We start from the raw sequence: 16,822 nt of genomic DNA on the forward strand, positions 1-16,822 counted from the left end.
CAGGTGGATTTGCTGTCCCGCGCGGCTCAGCGGGTCTTGGCCAGGTTGCGGGTCGGGGTGGTGGAGAGCAAGGCGGCTACCTCGCGGGTCAGGTCGTCTCGGGCCTGGTTTCGGGCTCGGTCGGCCAGCATGGCGAAGTAGGCGTTGTCGCGGGCCGTGGGGACCTTGGTGGGGCCCGCTACGGCGCGCTGCACGTTGGTCACCAGGCTGGCCGCCACCGAGACGACGGCCCGGGACACCTCGGCGAGGGTCGGGGACTGCTGGGAATCGGCCACGGGCAACTCCACGTCGATCATCTCCACTGGTGGGCGTCAGGGGGCGACCACCAGTCTGCCTTGTCGTCAGCATGGATGATTCGTGTTTCTGCGGCGTGACGTCGGCTTCAACGCGCCGGGGTATCCACCGATCAGATGAGGGGGCCCAGCGCAGAGCGTTGTGGCTTTTGTGTTTCCTGTGACTGACGTGACAGCATCCGCGGGCAGGCGGCATTATGCCGCAGCCCAACTCGTGAGGCTCGCCATACCCCGGGGGGCCGGTGAAGACCGCGACCTCCTAGCATCGGGCGGAGGACACCCGGAGAGGGGAGTCATTACGTGACATCCGATCAGCAGGCGGAAGCGGGCACTGGCGGGCCGCAGAACGTGCTGGAGGAAATCCTCGCCGGTGTGCGCGAGGATGTGGCGGCCCGGCAGGAGAAGGTGCCGCTCGAGCAGGTTCGAGAGCTCGCCGCGGCGGCACCACCGGCCATTGATGCTTACGCGGCGTTGCGTAAGCCCGGCGTCGCTGTGATCGCCGAGGTGAAGCGGTCGTCGCCGTCCAAGGGCGCGATCGCCGACATCCCGGACCCGGCCGAGTTGGCCGGGGAGTACGCGGCGGGCGGCGCCCGCTGCATCAGCGTGCTCACCGAGGGCCGATGGTTCGGCGGGTCGCTGGCCGACCTGGCGGCGGTTCGGCAGTCGGTCGGCATCCCGGTCCTTCGCAAGGACTTCGTGGTCTCCAGTTATCAGGTGCACGAGGCGCGCGCGCACGGCGCCGACCTGGTGCTGCTGATCGTGGCCGCGCTCGAGCAGAACGTTCTGGTCGGGCTCCTCGAGCGGATCGAGTCGCTGGGCATGACCGCCCTCGTCGAGGTCCACAACGAGGAGGAGGCCGACCGGGCGCTCGAGGCGAACGCGAAGGTCATCGGGGTCAACGCCCGCGACCTGCGGACGCTCGAGGTCGACCGGTCGGTGTTCGAGCGGATCGCGCCCGGGCTGCCGAACAACGTCGTCAAGATCGCCGAGTCTGGCGTGCGGGGCCCGCACGACCTGATCCGGTACGCGTCGGCCGGTGCCGACGCCGTGCTGGTGGGCGAGGGCCTGGTGACCCAGAAGTCGCCGCGGGACGCGGTGGCCGAGCTGGTCAACGCGGGCAACCACCCGGCGACGCCGAGGCCGGTCCGATGACCGCCCCGGCCCTGCCTGACTTATCCGGGCATTTCGGCAGATACGGCGGCCGGTTCGTCCCCGAAGCGCTCGTGCGAGCGCTGGACGAGCTGGACGCCGCCTACCGGTCGGCCAAGACCGACCCGGAGTTCCAGGCGGAGTTCCAGGACCTCCTGCTCAACTACGCGGGTACGCCGTCCCTGCTCTACCCGGCCAAGCGGCTGTCCGCCAAGGCCGGGGCGGAGATCCTGCTCAAGCGGGAGGACCTCAACCACACCGGTGCGCACAAGGTGCGCAACGTGCTGGGGCAGGCCCTGCTCGCCAAGCGGATGGGCAAGCCCCGGGTGATCGCCGAGACCGGCGCCGGCCAGCACGGCGTGGCCAGTGCGACCGCGGCCGCCCTGCTCGACCTCGAGTGCGTGGTCTACATGGGCGAGATGGACACCCAGCGCCAGGCGCTGAACGTGGCCCGGATGCGCATGCTGGGCGCCACCGTCATCCCGGTGACGAACGGCTCGCGCACCCTCAAGGACGCGCTCAACGAGGCCCTGCGCGACTGGGTGGCCAGCGTGGACAACACGCACTACCTGCTCGGCACGGCGGCCGGCCCGCACCCGTTCCCGGAGATCGTCCGCGATTTCGTGGGCGGCATCGGGGTGGAGGCGCGTGCGCAGTGCCTGCGACAGATCGGGCGGCTGCCGGATGTGGTCGCGGCCTGCGTCGGCGGTGGCTCCAACGCGATCGGCATCTTCCACGCCTTCGTCCCCGACGAGGAGGTCCGCCTCTACGGCTTCGAGGCGGGCGGCGACGGGGTGGCGACCGGGCGGCACGCGGCGTCGATCACCGGCGGCTCGTCGGGAGTGCTGCACGGCGCCCGGACGTACGTGTTGCAGGACGACGACGGCCAGACACTCGAGTCGCACTCGATCTCGGCCGGCCTGGACTACCCGGGCGTCGGCCCCGAGCACGCCTGGCTGCACGACACCGGCCGGGCGGAATATGAGCCGGTCACCGACGCCGAGGCGATGGCCGCGTTCCAGCTGCTGTGCCGCACCGAAGGCATCATCCCGGCGATCGAGAGCGCGCACGCGGTGGCCGGTGCCCTCCGGATCATTCCCGAAATAACGGCAGAAATCGGCCGCAAGCCCACGATCGTCATCAACCTTTCGGGGCGCGGCGACAAGGACGTGCACACGGCCGGCGCCTACTTCGGCATCCTCGACGAGGTCGAGACGCTCGTTCCGGGGGAGCAAGAGTGAGCATTTCCGACGTTTTCGCGAAGGCGAAGTCTGCGGACAGGGCAGTACTCGTCGGCTGCATGCCGGCCGGGTTCCCGACCGTGGACGACAGCATCGCCTCGATGATCGCGATGCACGAGGCCGGCTGCGACGTCATCGAGGTCGAGCTGCCCTACTCCGACCCGGTCATGGACGGCCCGGTCATCCAGAAGGCCAGCGACATCGCCCTCGCCGCCGGCGTGCGCACCCGCGACACGCTGCGGATCATCGAGGCGGTCGCGAACGCCGGCGCCCCGGTCGTGCTGATGACCTACTGGAACCCCATCGAGAAGTACGGGGTGAACGCGTTCGCCCGCGACCTGGCCGCGACCGGCGCCACCGGGATGATCACGCCCGACCTGATCCCGGACGAGGCCGAGGAGTGGATCGCGGCTTCGGACGAGCACAGGATCGACCGTACGTTCCTGGTCTCGCCCTCCTCGACCGAGGAGCGGATCGCGATGACCGTGGCGAACTGCCGGGGCTTCGTCTACGCCACCGCGCTGATGGGCGTCACCGGCGCCCGCACCGCGGTGTCCGGGCAGGCTCCGGAGCTGGTCGACCGGGTGCGACACGCCGACCGCGACATGCCGGTCGGCGTCGGCCTGGGTGTCGGCAACGGCAAGCAGGCCGCCCAGGTGGCGGCATTCGCCGACGGCGTGATCGTCGGCAGCGCGTTGATCCGCTGCGTGCTTGACGCGCCCGACCGCGCGACCGGGCTGTCCCGGCTGCGGGCCCTGAGTGCGGAACTCGCCGAGGGAGTCCGGAACCCGGAAAAGTAGGCCCGCCCTGGGCGACCATGGCGAGCGTCGCGACGGTAGCGTGTGCACCCGTGAACTTTGCTGCGATCCCGAGTCCGACAACGTCCGTCTGGCACGTTCTCGGCCTGCCCATCCGGGCGTACGCGCTCTGCATCGTCCTGGGCATCGTCGCCGCCGTACTGCTCATGGAGGTGCGCCTCCGCCGGCGCGGGGTGGCGCCCTGGGCGTCCCTCGACATGGCGGTGTGGGCGGTGCCGATGGGCATCATCGGAGCTCGGCTCTATCACCTGGCCACCTCCCCGCAGGACTACTTCGGTTCCGGCGGGGACCCGATCCGGGCCCTCTACATCTGGGAGGGCGGCCTCGGCATCTGGGGCGCGGTGGCCGGTGGGGCGGTGGGCGCGTGGATCGCCGCCCGGCAGCTCGGCCTGCCGTTCGCGATCTTCGCCGACTCGCTGGCGCCGGCCCTGCCGGTCGCGCAGGCCATCGGCCGGTTCGGCAACTGGTTCAACAACGAGCTGTACGGCAAGGCCACCACGCTCCCGTGGGGTCTGCGGGTGCACGACATGGACACGTCCAACCCGGGGCACGCCACCGTGATCGACGGCGAGGCGGTGACCAAGACCGGCCTCTACCATCCGACCTTCCTCTACGAGGCGATCTGGGACCTCGGCGTGGCCGGGCTGGTCTGGGCGCTCGACCGGAAGTTCAAGTTCGGCCGCGGCCGGGCCTTCGCGGTGTACGTGATGGCCTACACCGCCGGCCGGTTCTGGATCGAGATGCTCCGCATCGACGAGGCCAACAAGATCTTCGGCATCCGGCTCAACGTATTCACCGCGCTGGTGCTGTTCGTGCTGGCCGCCATCTACTTCGTGGTGGTCCGCGGCCCCCGGGCCTACGTGGTTCCGGACGACGCGCCGGAGACCGCGCCGGTGGCCGGGGCGGAGAGCGATGTCTCCCAGGTCGACGTGACGGCGAGCAGCGAGCCGCAGCGGGCGCCGAAGAGCTACCAGGTGGTCAGCGAGGCCCGGTTCGAGGCCTACCAGCGCACCGGTGTGCTGCCGCCGGACACCGAGGAGGACGTCGCGCTGGAGGTCGCCGCCGGCGCCCACCCGCACGACGCGGCCGATCCGGCCGGTCCGGCCGGGGTGGGTGAGGCGGTGCTGGCCACCGGGGCCGCCGCCGGCAACGGTCCCGAGGCCAAGAGCGACGCCGAGCCACCCGCCTCCCGCACCGACGAGAACTGATCCGCGGGCCGGTCGGCGTGCGCACAGCGGTGGTGGTGGGCGCGGGAATGGCCGGGTTGGCCACGGCCGGCGCCCTGTCCCGGGCCGGCTGGCAGGTGACACTCCTCGAACGCGGTGAGCGGGTGGCCGCCCCGCCGACCGCCCTGGTGCTGTGGTCCAACGGGCGCCGGGCCCTGGAGTCGCTCGACCCGGACGGCGGCTGGTCGGCCATCGCGTCGCCGCTGCCGGACGGCGGTGTGCGCCGGCCCGACGGCCAGTGGCTGGTCGGGCCGCGCGGCCGCACCGGGGCCGGCCCGGCCCCCGCGGTCGTGCACCTGGAAGACCTGTACGACGCGCTGGTCGCCGGTCTCGGCGACCGGGTGGAGATCCGCACCGGCTTCGACGTGACGACCGTGCGGGTCGGGCGCCGCCAGCGGCCCGCGGTGAGCGACGGCCGCACCTTCCTCGACGCCGACCTGGTGGTGGCGGCCGACGGCATCGACAGCCCGATCCGGCGCGCGCTGGCCCCCGAGTCGGTGGCCGTCGGCTCCGGCTTCGCGGCCTGGCAGGCGGTCGTCCCCGGTTACCGGGTGCCGAAACTGACCCCGGAACAGGCGTCCGGCGGCGAGACGCTGGGCGCTGGCTACCGCTTCGTCTCGATCCCGCTCGGCGAGCGGGCGGCCGGCAAGGGCGGGGTCTACTGGGTGGCCACCGCGGCCGGAGCGCCGCGTCCCGAGTCGCCCGCGACCCAGCTGGCGCTGCTCCGGCGCTGGTTCGCGAGCTGGCACGCCCCGGTCGGCGACCTGCTGGCCGCGACCCACCCGGAAGACCTGGTGCCGCAGGAGGTGCGCGAGCTACGGCCGCTGCCCCGGGCGTACGGCTTCGGCTCCGGTCCTGGGGGTGTGGTCTTGTTGGGGGATGCGGCCCATGCCATGCCGCACCACCTCGGCCAGGGCGCCTGCCTGGCCTTCGAGGACGCGGCCACGTTGCGGTCGCTGGTGGCGGACGTCCGGGTCGGGCCCGACCTGATCGCGGCCATCGAGACCTTCAGCCGCACCCGCCGGCCCCGCACCACGAGCGTGGTCCGGCAGACCCGGCGCATGTCGGCGGTGGTGCAGGCCCGGGGGCGCCTCGCGTTGCGGGCCCGGGACGCCGCGCTCAACCACATGCGGCCCCGCATCCTGGGCAACCACACCCAGCTTCAGGCCGACTGGATTCCCCCGGAGTAATCGACGTGGTGACCTGGGCCGACCGCCGTCAGCGCCGGAACGGCGGGTGGGCGTTCGCGTGGGCGGTGCTCCGCAAATACCTGGACGACGACGGCCCGCGGCAGGCCGCGCTGATCACCTACTACGGCTTCCTGAGCCTGTTTCCGCTGCTCCTGCTGGGCGTGGCGGTCGTCTCCCGGGTTCTCGAGGCGAGCCCGGACCTGCGTCATCGGCTGATCGTCGCGATCGTTCCGGCGGCGTTGCAGGACACCGTCGACTCGGCGGCGGCCCTGCTGCCCACCTCGCCGGTGGCGTTCGTGCTCGGCGCGGCCGGCCTGCTCTACTCCGCGACCGGCGTGGTCTTCGCCGCCTACCGCACGGTCAATCACCTGGCCGCGGTCCCGGTCCGGGAGTTGCCCGGGATCGTCGGCTGTTACCTGCGGGTGGGCGCCGCGCTCCTGCTGCTGCTGGCCGGCGTGATCTGCGCGGGCGGCCTGACCGTGCTGGTCTCGGCCATTCCCGGGATCGCCGGCGTCTCCGCCTCCGACCGCATCCTCGCGGTGTTCGGCACCCTCGGTACGGCCTTTCTGGTCCTGCTGCTGGGGGCCAGGGTGCTGCTCTGCCGGCCGGCGTCGTGGCGGTCGCTGTGGCCGGCGGCGGTCTCCGGCGCCGCGATCCTGACGCTCATCCTGCACGCCGGCGGACCGCTGCTGACCTACCTGGTGCGTAAGGCCGGGCCGGTCTACGGGGCGTTCGCCACGGTGGCCGGCCTGTTCACCCTGCTCTACCTGGCGAGTCAGGCCATGGTGATCTGTGCCGAGATGGCCGCCGTGCGGCACGCCCACCTCTGGCCGAGGTCACTCGACCCCGCCCACCCCACCGACGCCGATGCTCGTGCGTTGGCGCTGCTGGCCCGCGAGCAGGAGCGGGTCCCGCTCCAGCGGATCACTTCTGAGCTGCGGAAAGATCCCGATCAAGAGCAGAAGGACCCCGATTGAGTACGGACACGCAGGCGTGCCGTCAGAGCTTGGCGGTGGCCGGCTCGGCGATGCACGCCGTGCCCTGCCGGCGGAAGCCGACCTTGGTGTAGAGCCGGGCCACGTCGTCGTCGCCGGCCGACAGGAAGACCAGGTGGACGCCGTCGTTCAGGGCCTGGCGGGCCAGCGTCGCGGTCAGCTGGGAGGCGTAGCCGCGGCCGCGGGCGGTGGGCAGCGTCGCGACGCCGGCGATCTCGGCCACGTCGCCGTCCCGCATCAGCGCGCCGGTGGCCAGGATGCCTTCGGTCGGGGAGACCACCACGGCGGTGTGGTAACCGCCGGACGCCACCCGCTGCCGGAAGCCCTCGACCACGGCCGGGCTCAACTCGGCCACCGCGGCGTCCCGCTCGGCCGGCCCGGCCACCCCGGTGATCAGGGCGGTCTCGGTGGGGCCGGCCAGCGCGACCACCTCTTCCAGCGGGGTCGCGTGCGGCGGACTGCCGAAGGCGAGCTGGGCCACCGCGCGGGTGGCGGCCAGGTCGGCCGGGTAGCTCGAGGACGCCGGGTCCAGCACCGAGACGGTGGCGTCGCGCACCGGGAGATCGGGGACCAGAGCCGCCGGGTCCAGGGTCAGCAGCGGGGCCAGCAGCACGTCGAGGTCGGCCGAGCGGGCCACCGCGAGCAGATCGGGCGTCGTCTCGTGCACCCATTCGAAAGCCTCGGGGATGCCCAGCTCTCGTTGCCGGCGGCGAACGGCAGTAATATCAGCGGCGGAAGGCGTCTCCGCCCCTATCCGGGGCCGGGCGTAATAGGGCCAACCGTCGCCCTCGCGGACGAAAAGCACCAGCCCCCCGATGTCCTCAACACGTGCGTAGGGTCGGGGGAGAGCGTCATAGAAACGCTCGAGCCTGACGAAGACGTCGGTTTCCGGATGCGCCACCGCGCGAGACTACCCAATTCGGCGCGATGTCGCGCCGTACGCGTTGTGGGCCTTTCAATTTCTGCCTTGATGGGCGGTTTGGGGCGATCGAAGTGTGATCCATCCGAACTGGCGGAGATCGGTGCCCCTTAACGTAGACTCTAGAGACTTTGCAGGGCCGACGTCGTCCCGACCTTGATCTGAAACAGAGACGACAGGAGGTCCGGTGGCATCTCCGCACCCCCAGGGACCGAGCCAACCCGCGGCGGAAAACAAAATGCCAAACCGTGGGCTGTACGACCCGTCGAATGAGCGAGACGCCTGCGGTGTGGCTTTCGTGGCCGATCTGCATGGGCGCCGTTCCCATGATGTGGTCGCCAAGGGCCTGTCGGCGCTGATCCGCCTCGACCACCGGGGCGCCCGCGGCGCCGAGTACAACACCGGCGACGGCGCCGGGATCATGATTCAGGTCCCGGACGCGTTCTACCGTGAAACCACCGGGATCGACCTGCCCGACGCCGGCGGCTACGCCACCGGGCTGGTCTTCCTGCCCAACGACCCGGACGCCCAGGCCCGCTCCATCAAGATCTTCGAGAAGTACGCGCTGGTCGAGGGCGGCGAGGTGCTGGGCTGGCGGGACGTCCCGGTGCGCCCGGACGGCCTCGGTGCCACGGCTCTGGAGGCCCGCCCGTACATCAAGCAGGTCTTCCTCGCCGCGCACCGGCTCACCGACAGCGCCGCCGGTCCGAAGGACGCGCCGCTGACCGGCCTCGAGCTGGACCGGGTCGCGTTCACCATCCGCAAGCAGGCCGAGCGGGAGTCGTCGCAGCGTGGCGTGGGGGCCTACTTCCCGTCGCTGTCCTCGCGCACGATCACCTACAAGGGCATGCTCACCCCCGATCAGCTGCCGGAGTTCTTCCCGGACCTGACCGACGAGCGGGTCGCCAGCGCGATCGCCCTGGTGCACTCCCGGTTCTCGACGAACACCTTCCCGTCCTGGCCGCTGGCTCACCCGTACCGTTTCATCGCGCACAACGGTGAGATCAACACGATCCGCGGCAACAAGAACTGGATGGCCGCCCGCGAGGCGCTGCTCCAGTCGAAGGTGCTGCCCGGCAGCATCAAGCGGCTGTTCCCGATCAACACGCCGGAGGCGTCCGACTCGGCCAGCTTCGACGAGGTGCTGGAACTGCTGCACCTGGCCGGCCGCACGCTGCCGCACGCGATGATGATGATGATTCCGGAGGCCTGGGAGAACGACCCGGGGATGGAGCCGAAGCGGCGCGCGTTCTACCGCTTCCACGCCTCGCTGATGGAGCCGTGGGACGGGCCGGCCGCGGTCGCGTTCACCGACGGCTCGTCGATCGGCGCCGTGCTCGACCGCAACGGCCTGCGCCCGGGCCGCTGGTGGCACACCGTCGACGGCCTGGTCGTGCTCGGTTCCGAGGCCGGCGTGCTCGACCTCGACCCGGCCACCGTGGTCGCCAAGGGCCGGCTCCAGCCGGGCAAGATGTTCCTGGTCGACACCGAGCAGGGCCGGATCGTGCACGACGACGAGATCAAGGCCGGGCTGGCCGCCGCCGAGCCGTACGACGAGTGGCTGCACGCCGGGCTGATCAACCTGGCCGACCTGCCGCCGCGCGAGCACGTCATCTACACGCACGACTCGGTGACCCGCCGCCAGCAGGTGTTCGGTTACACCGAGGAGGAGCTGAAGATCCTGGTGGCGCCGATGGCGCGCACCGGGGCCGAGCCGCTCGGCTCGATGGGTACGGACACTCCGATCTCGCCGCTGTCCACCCGGCCGCGGCTGCTGTTCGACTACTTCCACCAGCTGTTCGCGCAGGTCACCAACCCGCCGCTGGACGCCATCCGGGAAGAGCTGGTCACCTCGCTGAGCGCCACGATCGGGCCGGAGGGCAACCTGCTCGACCCGGGCCCGGCGTCCTGCCGGCAGATCGTGCTGCCCTACCCGGTGATCGACAACGACGAGCTGGCCAAGCTGCTCTCCATCGACGAGGACGGCGACCTGCCCGGCTTCAAGGCCGTCCGGGTGTCGGGTCTCTACCCGCTGCGGGACGGCGCGGCCGGCATCAAGGCCCGGCTCACCCAGATCTGCCGGCACGTGTCCGAGGCGATCGAGGACGGCGTCCGCATCCTGGTGCTGTCCGACCGGGACTCCAACGCCGAGCTGGCCCCGATCCCGTCGCTGCTGCTCACCGCCGCGGTGCACCAGCACCTGGTGCGCGAGCAGACCCGCACCCAGGTGGCGCTGGTCGTCGAGGCCGGTGACTGCCGCGAGGTGCACCACGCCGCCACGCTGATCGGCTTCGGTGCCGCCGCCATCAATCCTTACCTGGCGTTCGAGTCGGTCGACGACCTGATCGCGACCGGGTCGCTGGCCGGGCTCGACCCGCGCGCCGCGGTGCGCAACTACGTCAAGGCGCTCGGCAAGGGCGTCCTGAAGATCATGTCGAAGATGGGCATCTCGACCGTCTCGTCGTACTGCGGGGCCCAGGTGTTCGAGGCCGTCGGCCTGGACAACAAGCTGCTGCAGCGCTACTTCGCCGGCACCAGCGGGCGGATCGGCGGTTCCGGGCTGGCCGAGATCCACGCCGAGGTCAAGGCGCGGCACGGGAAGGCCTATCCGGCCAACCCGGCCGAGCGCAGCCACCGCCGGCTCGAGGTCGGCGGCGAGTACCAGTGGCGCCGCGAGGGTGAACTGCACCTGTTCAACCCGGAGACGGTGTTCCTGCTCCAGCACGCGACCCGGTCCAAGCAGTACGACGTCTTCCGGAAATACACCGAGAAGGTGGACGCGCTGGCCGCGCAGGCCGGCTCGATTCGCGGGCTGTTCGAGTTCAAGCAGCGCACCCCGGTGCCGATCGACGAGGTCGAGCCGGTCAGCGAGATCGTCAAGCGGTTCGCCACCGGGGCCATGTCGTACGGCTCGATCTCGGCCGAGTCGCACGAGACCCTGGCGATCGCCATGAACCGGATCGGCGGCAAGTCGAACACCGGCGAGGGCGGCGAGGACCCCGACCGCCTGTACGACCCGCAGCGCCGCTCCGCGGTCAAGCAGGTCGCCTCCGGCCGATTCGGCGTGACCAGCGAATACCTGGTCAACGCGGACGACCTGCAGATCAAGATGGCGCAGGGCGCGAAGCCCGGCGAGGGTGGCCAGCTGGCCGGCAACAAGGTGTGGCCGTGGATCGCCAAGACCCGGCACACCACCCCGGGCATCGGCCTGATCTCCCCGCCGCCGCACCACGACATCTACTCCATCGAGGACCTCGCGCAGCTCGTGCACGACCTGAAGAACGTCAACCCGCAGTCCCGGGTGCACGTGAAGCTGGTCAGCGAGATCGGCGTGGGCACGGTCGCGGCCGGCGTCGCGAAGCTCAAGGCCGACGTCATCCTGATCTCCGGGCACGACGGTGGCACCGGCGCGTCCCCGCTCAACTCGCTCAAGCACGCCGGTTCCCCGTGGGAGCTGGGCCTGGCCGAGGCGCAGCAGACGCTGCTGCTCAACAAGCTGCGCGACCGGGTCACCGTGCAGGTCGACGGCCAGCTCAAGACCGGCCGGGATGTGGTGATCGCGGCCCTGCTCGGCGCCGAGGAGTTCGGCTTCGCCACGGCTCCGCTGATCGTCTCCGGTTGCATCATGATGCGGGTCTGCCACCTGGACACCTGCCCGGTCGGCATCGCGACGCAAAATCCGGTGCTGCGCGAGCGCTTCACCGGCAAGCCCGAGTTCGTGGAGAACTTCTTCCTGTTCATGGCCGAAGAGGTCCGGGAGATCCTGGCCGAGCTGGGCTTCCGCACCATCGACGAGGCGATCGGCCACGCCGAGGTGCTGGACATCCGGCCGGCCGTCGACCACTGGAAGGCGAAGGGTCTCGACCTGTCGCCCATCCTGTTCGTGCCCGAGCTGCCCGAGGGCGCCGCCCGGCGTGGCGTGGTCGCCCAGGACCACGGTCTCGACAAGGCTCTCGACAACAAGCTGCTCGAGCTGGCCCAGCCGGCCCTGACCAGCGAGCTGAAGGTGGCCGAGGAACTCGCGGTCCGCAACGAGAACCGCAGCGTCGGCGCGATGCTCGGCGGCGAGGTGACCCGCCGCTTCGGCGGGGCCGGCCTGCCGGACAACACCATCGAGTTCACCCTGCGTGGCACCGGTGGGCAGTCGTTCGGCGCGTTCCTGCCGCGCGGCGTCACCCTGCGGCTGATCGGCGACACCAACGATTACGTCGCCAAGGGCCTCTCCGGCGGCCGGGTGATCGTCCGGCCGGACGAGAACGCGCCGTTCGTGGCCGAGGACAACATCATCGCGGGCAACACCATTCTGTACGGGGCGACCACCGGCGAGCTTTACCTTCGGGGACGGGCCGGTGAACGTTTCGCGGTCCGTAACTCGGGCGCGGCCGCCGTCGTCGAGGGCGTCGGCGACCACGGCTGCGAGTACATGACCGGCGGCACCGTGGTGGTGCTCGGCCCGACCGGCCGCAACTTCGCGGCCGGGATGAGCGGTGGCACCGCGTTCGTGCTCGACCTGGTGCCCACCCGGGTCAACCCGGAACTGGTCGACCTGACCCCGCTCACCGGCGACGAGCAGGTCGTCCTGCGCGGACTGGTCGACAAGCACCTGGCCGAGACCGGCTCGGCGGTGGCCGAGAAGCTGCTGGCCGACTGGCCGGCCGCGGTCGACCGGTTCACCGCCGTGGTGCCGCGCGACTACAAGCGTGTAATGGAACTCATCCGGACCGCCGAAGCCGCCGGTCGCAATGTCGACGAGGCGGTCATGGGGGTCAAGAGTGCCTGATCCGAACGGTTTCCTCCGCTACGAGCGGCAGCTGCCCAAGCGGCGCCCGGTGCCGGTGCGGATCCGCGACTGGCGGGAGGTCTACCCGCCCGCCGGTGAGGATCTGATCCGTGACCAGGCCACCCGGTGCATGGACTGCGGCATCCCGTTCTGCCACGAGGGCTGCCCGCTGGGCAACCGCATCCCGGACTGGAACGACCTGGTCCGCACCGGGGCGTGGCAGTCGGCGGCCGAGTCGCTGCACGCCACCAACAACTTCCCGGAGTTCACCGGCCGGCTCTGCCCGGCGCCGTGCGAGGCCGCCTGCGTGCTGGGCATCTCGGACGACCCGGTGACCATCAAGCAGGTCGAGGTGGAGATCGCCAACCACGCGTTCGACCTCGGCTACGTCAAGCCGCAGCCCGCCCCGGTGCCGTCCGGTTTCAAGGTCGCGGTGGTCGGTTCCGGCCCGGCCGGCCTGGCGGCCGCCCAGCAGCTGGCGCGAGCCGGGCACGCGGTCACCGTCTTCGAGCGCGACGATCGCATCGGCGGCCTTCTGCGTTATGGAATTCCCGACTTCAAGATCGAGAAGTCGGTGGTGGACGCGCGGCTGGCCCAGATGGAGGCCGAGGGCGTGGTCTTCCAGGCCGGCGTGAACGTGGGCGTCGACATCACCGCCGACGACCTGCGCGAGCGGTTCGACGCGGTGCTGCTCGCGGCCGGTGCGCTGGCCGGCCGGGACACCGCGGAGACGCCGGGCCGCGGGCTGAACGGTGTCCACCTGGCCATGGACCACCTGGTCCCGGCCAACCGGGTGGTGGCCGGTCTGCAGGAGACCACCCCGATCGACGCGGCCGGCAAGCACGTCGTGATCATCGGCGGCGGCGACACCGGTGCCGACTGCCTCGGCGTCGCGCACCGGCAGGGCGCAGCCGGCGTCATCCAGCTCGACCAGTACCCGGTGCCGCCCGAGGCCCGGGCCGGCGACCTGCACCCGTGGCCGACCTGGCCGGTCATCCTGCGCAACTACCCGGCCCACGAGGAGGGCGGCGACCGCGTCTTCGGGGTCGCCGTGCAGGAGTTCGTGGACGACGGCGAGGGCAACGTCGCGGCGATCCGGATCGCCGACGTCGTGGTCGAGCGGATCGACGGCGTACGCACGGTGACCGTTGCCGAGGGCAGCCAGCGCGACCTGCGGGCCGAGCTGGTGCTGCTGGCGATCGGTTTCGACGGCACCGAGCAGCAGCCGCTGCTGGAGCAGTTCGGCATCGACCGCAACCGCCGGGGCGTCCTGGACGCCGACGCGAACTGGCAGACCTCGGCCGAGGGCGTGTTCGTGGCGGGCGACATGCACAAGGGCGCCTCCCTGGTGGTCTGGGCGATCGCCGAGGGCCGCTCCGCGGCCGCCGCTATCCACTCCTACCTGGGCGCCAAGGGCGACCTGCCGGCCCCGGTCCTGTCCAGCGCCCAGCCGCTGAGCGCTTGAGTTGAGCGAGCCGCCGGCCCGTTTTGACGGGCCGGCGGTGCAAAGCCCGGCCATCGCCGCACGCGAGACGCGCGTTTTCGGCCTGGGGTCGCGGGTAGGTCGCGCCTGACCGGCGGTGCGCTGTCGATGCCCGTATCTCTGAAAAGCGCGACCGAACCTCCTGGCCGAAGTCGGGTCCAACGGCCTGACATCGAGCCCGGGGAGGGGTTGTCGCCGCGCCCGCCTTGGCCAGGCGGATAAGCTGTTGCGCGCGGTCGTTGAAGCCCGCATGACGGCGATGCGCGCCCTCCAGACACCAGGAGAGTCTGTCCCGAGGACCCACGCCGCCCAGAGAGTTCACCCTGTTGACGGGGGTCGGCCGCCGGGCCGATCCGAAAGAGAGACTAGCCTGATGGCTGTGACACGCCGCGTTAAAATCGTCTGCACCATGGGTCCCGCCACCGCCTCCGCCGAGCGCATGCTCGGCCTCGTCGAGGCCGGTATGGACGTGGCCCGCATGAACTTCAGCCACGGCAGCCACGAGGACCACCAGAAGATCTACGAGCTGGTCCGGGAGGCCGCCCGGCAGACCGGGCGGGCCGTGGCCGTCCTCGCCGACCTGCAGGGTCCGAAGATCCGGCTGGGCAAGTTCGCCAATGGGCCGCACGTGTGGAGCACCGGTGACCTGGTCACCATCACCAGCGACGACGTGCTCGGCACGCCCGACCGGGTGTCCTGCACCTACAAGAAGCTGCCGCAGGAGGTCAAGGTCGGCGATCGCCTGCTGATCGACGACGGCAAGGTCGCCGTCGAGGTCGCCGCGGTCGAGGGCAACGACATCCGCTGCCTGGTCATCGAGGGTGGCCCGGTCAGCAACAACAAGGGCGTCTCGCTGCCCAACGTCGCGGTCAGCGTGCCGGCGATGAGCGACAAGGACGAGGAAGACCTGCGCTTCGCGCTCAGCCTCGGCGTCGACCTGGTCGCGCTCTCGTTCGTGCGCTCGCCCGACGACATCAAGCTCGTGCACAGCATCATGGCCGAGGAGGGCAAGACCGTCCCGGTCATCGCCAAGGTCGAGAAGCCCGAGGCGGTCGACCACCTCGAGCAGATCGTGCTCGCCTTCGACGGCGTCATGGTGGCCCGCGGTGACCTGGGCGTCGAGCTGCCGCTCGACCAGGTGCCGCTGGTCCAGAAGCGGGCCGTGCAGCTGTGCCGGGAAAACGCCAAGCCGGTCATCGTCGCCACCCAGATGCTCGACTCGATGATCGAGAACTCTCGTCCGACCCGCGCCGAGGCCTCCGACGTCGCCAACGCGGTGCTCGACGGCACCGACGCGGTGATGCTGTCCGGCGAGACCTCGGTCGGTAAGTACCCGGTGCTCACGGTCAGCACGATGGCCAAGATCGTCACCACCACCGAGGGTGGCTCGATCCCGGTCCCGCGCCTGCAGCACGACCCGCGCACGCACGGTGGCGCGCTGACCGTCGCCGCCTCGCAGATCGCCCGCAACATCGGCGCCAAGGCACTGGTGGCGTTCTCGCAGACCGGTGACACCGTGCGGCGGCTCGCCCGGCTGCACTGTGAGCTCCCGCTGTTCGCCTTCACACCGGTCCCCGAGGTGCGCGACCAACTGGCGCTGAGCTGGGGCGTCGAGACGTTCCTGACCGACTTCGTGGAGCACACCGACGACATGTTCCGGCAGGTCGACGCGAAGATGCTCGGCCTCGGCCTGGCCAAGCCCGGCGACTACGTGGTCGTCGTGGCCGGCTCCCCGCCGAACGCCCCGGGTTCCACCAACACCCTGCGGGTGCACCAGCTCGGTTCGCTCGTCGACCCGGCGACGGTGTGACCTTGCCTCTGCACGGACAGGCCGCCGTCGACCAGCTTCTGGAGATTCTGGACCTGAAGCAGGTCGACGCGGCCACGTTCGTAGGGGAGAGCCCGCAGACCGGCGCCCAGCGCGTCTTCGGCGGGCAGGTCGCCGGCCAGGCCCTGGTCGCCGCCGGTCGCACGGTCGACCCGTCCCGGTTCGTGCACTCGCTGCACGGCTATTTCGTGCGGCCGGGCGACCCGACCGAGCCGATCCAGTTCACCGTCGAGACGATCCGCGACGGACGGTCCTTCTCGGTCCGGCGGTCCACCGCCCAGCAGCACGGGCGCACGATCTTCTTCATGTCGGCGTCGTTCCAGGTGCTCGAGGAAGGCCTCGACCACTACCTGCCGGCGCCGGTCGACGTGCCCGGCCCCGACGAGATCCCGACGATGGCCGACTGGGTGCGGAAATATCCCTCCCGGGCGGGCATTTTCGCGTCCTCGCCGCAGGCCATCGACGTGCGCTACGTCGGTGTGCCCGGCTGGGTGCCGCCCGGCGACCGGGACGCCAGCGAGCAGCAGCGGGTCTGGATGCGGATCAACGGCACGCTGCCGGACGACCCGCTGATCCACGCGTGCGCCCTCGCCTACGCCTCCGACCTGTCGCTGCTCGACTCGGTGCTGTCGGCGCACGGCGAGGTGTGGGGCCCGGGCGGGGTGATCGGGGCCAGCCTCGACCACGCGCTCTGGCTGCACCGGCCGTTCCGCGCCGACGAGTGGTTCCTCTACGACTGCACCAGCCCGTCCGCCTCGGGCAGCCGGGGCCTGGCCACCGGGCGGATGTTCACCCAGGACGGCCGGCACATCGCCAGCGCCGTGCAGGAGGGGCTGCTACGCCGGGTGGGCGAACGGAAATAGCCCCGCCAAGTGGGATCCCGGCCCGGCGACTGGCCGT

Annotated in this window: 12 protein-coding genes; 10 read left to right on the forward strand and 2 right to left on the reverse strand. The window is 71.1% G+C overall.

The genetic code is table 11. The features are described 5' to 3' along the window. Nucleotides 1–26: 26 nt before the first annotated feature. Entirely contained in the window at nt 27–287 is a 261-nt protein-coding gene (locus Ate02nite_RS19925) for a hypothetical protein (RefSeq protein ID WP_239147528.1), read from the reverse strand. A 354-nt stretch (nt 288–641) separates the two neighbouring features. Between Ate02nite_RS19925 and trpC the strand changes: the two genes are divergently transcribed. From trpC to Ate02nite_RS19955, 6 genes are read left to right on the forward strand one after another with little or no spacing between them, the layout of a single operon-like run. Further along, the gene (gene trpC / locus Ate02nite_RS19930; RefSeq protein WP_203807724.1) at nt 642–1,445 is read left to right on the forward strand and encodes an indole-3-glycerol phosphate synthase TrpC; all 804 of its coding nucleotides are present in this window, start codon (nt 642–644) and stop codon (nt 1,443–1,445) included. Beyond that, entirely contained in the window at nt 1,442–2,683 is a 1,242-nt protein-coding gene (gene trpB, locus Ate02nite_RS19935) for a tryptophan synthase subunit beta (RefSeq protein ID WP_203807649.1), read from the forward strand. The genes trpC and trpB overlap by 4 nt, the downstream gene beginning before the upstream one ends. Then, nucleotides 2,680–3,483 carry a tryptophan synthase subunit alpha gene (gene trpA, locus Ate02nite_RS19940; protein ID WP_203807651.1) on the forward strand — a complete coding sequence of 268 codons (804 nt, stop codon included), beginning with the start codon at nt 2,680–2,682 and terminating at the stop codon, nt 3,481–3,483. Before trpB ends, trpA begins: the two co-directional genes overlap by 4 nt. Nucleotides 3,484–3,500: 17 nt before the next feature. Then, nucleotides 3,501–4,709, forward strand: coding sequence for a prolipoprotein diacylglyceryl transferase (gene lgt / locus Ate02nite_RS19945; protein WP_203807653.1), 1,209 nt, complete (start codon nt 3,501–3,503; stop codon nt 4,707–4,709). A gap of 17 nt (nt 4,710–4,726) precedes the next feature. After that, the gene (locus Ate02nite_RS19950) at nt 4,727–5,917 is read left to right on the forward strand and encodes an FAD-dependent oxidoreductase (protein WP_203807655.1); all 1,191 of its coding nucleotides are present in this window, start codon (nt 4,727–4,729) and stop codon (nt 5,915–5,917) included. Nucleotides 5,918–5,922: 5 nt separating this feature from the next. Continuing rightward, nucleotides 5,923–6,894, forward strand: a complete 972-nt coding sequence (locus Ate02nite_RS19955) for a YihY/virulence factor BrkB family protein (RefSeq protein ID WP_203807657.1) — start codon at nt 5,923–5,925, stop codon at nt 6,892–6,894. Between the two features lie 22 nt (nt 6,895–6,916). Here Ate02nite_RS19955 and Ate02nite_RS19960 read toward each other — a convergent pair whose 3' ends face one another. Then, complete coding sequence (locus Ate02nite_RS19960; RefSeq protein ID WP_203807659.1) at nt 6,917–7,813, reverse strand: GNAT family N-acetyltransferase; 897 nt, start codon at nt 7,811–7,813, stop codon at nt 6,917–6,919. Nucleotides 7,814–8,069: 256 nt separating this feature from the next. On the opposite strand from Ate02nite_RS19960, the gene gltB reads away from it, so the two are divergent. The 4 genes from gltB (at nt 8,070) to Ate02nite_RS19980 (ending at nt 16,785) form a co-directional block, all read left to right on the forward strand. Continuing rightward, nucleotides 8,070–12,611: a glutamate synthase large subunit gene (gltB, locus tag Ate02nite_RS19965; protein ID WP_239147530.1), complete on the forward strand. Its 4,542-nt coding sequence runs from the start codon at nt 8,070–8,072 to the stop codon at nt 12,609–12,611. Continuing rightward, nucleotides 12,604–14,076, forward strand: coding sequence for a glutamate synthase subunit beta (locus tag Ate02nite_RS19970; protein ID WP_203807663.1), 1,473 nt, complete (start codon nt 12,604–12,606; stop codon nt 14,074–14,076). The genes gltB and Ate02nite_RS19970 overlap by 8 nt, the downstream gene beginning before the upstream one ends. A 391-nt stretch (nt 14,077–14,467) precedes the next feature. After that, the gene (gene pyk / locus Ate02nite_RS19975) at nt 14,468–15,904 is read left to right on the forward strand and encodes a pyruvate kinase (RefSeq protein ID WP_203807665.1); all 1,437 of its coding nucleotides are present in this window, start codon (nt 14,468–14,470) and stop codon (nt 15,902–15,904) included. Then, entirely contained in the window at nt 15,901–16,785 is an 885-nt protein-coding gene (locus tag Ate02nite_RS19980; protein WP_203807667.1) for an acyl-CoA thioesterase, read from the forward strand. The genes pyk and Ate02nite_RS19980 overlap by 4 nt, the downstream gene beginning before the upstream one ends. Nucleotides 16,786–16,822 lie beyond the last annotated feature (37 nt).

This window comes from Paractinoplanes tereljensis, from assembly GCF_016862435.1.
In the GTDB taxonomy this organism is placed as follows: domain Bacteria; phylum Actinomycetota; class Actinomycetes; order Mycobacteriales; family Micromonosporaceae; genus Actinoplanes; species Actinoplanes tereljensis.

Coding starts and splice junctions, on each gene's coding strand:
- gltB (WP_239147530.1), top strand. CDS start 8,070: ATGCCAAACCGTGGGCTGTACGACCCGTCGAATGAGCGAGACGCCTGC.
- pyk (WP_203807665.1), top strand. CDS start 14,468: ATGGCTGTGACACGCCGCGTTAAAATCGTCTGCACCATGGGTCCCGCC.
- trpB (WP_203807649.1), top strand. CDS start 1,442: ATGACCGCCCCGGCCCTGCCTGACTTATCCGGGCATTTCGGCAGATAC.
- lgt (WP_203807653.1), top strand. CDS start 3,501: ATGGCGAGCGTCGCGACGGTAGCGTGTGCACCCGTGAACTTTGCTGCG.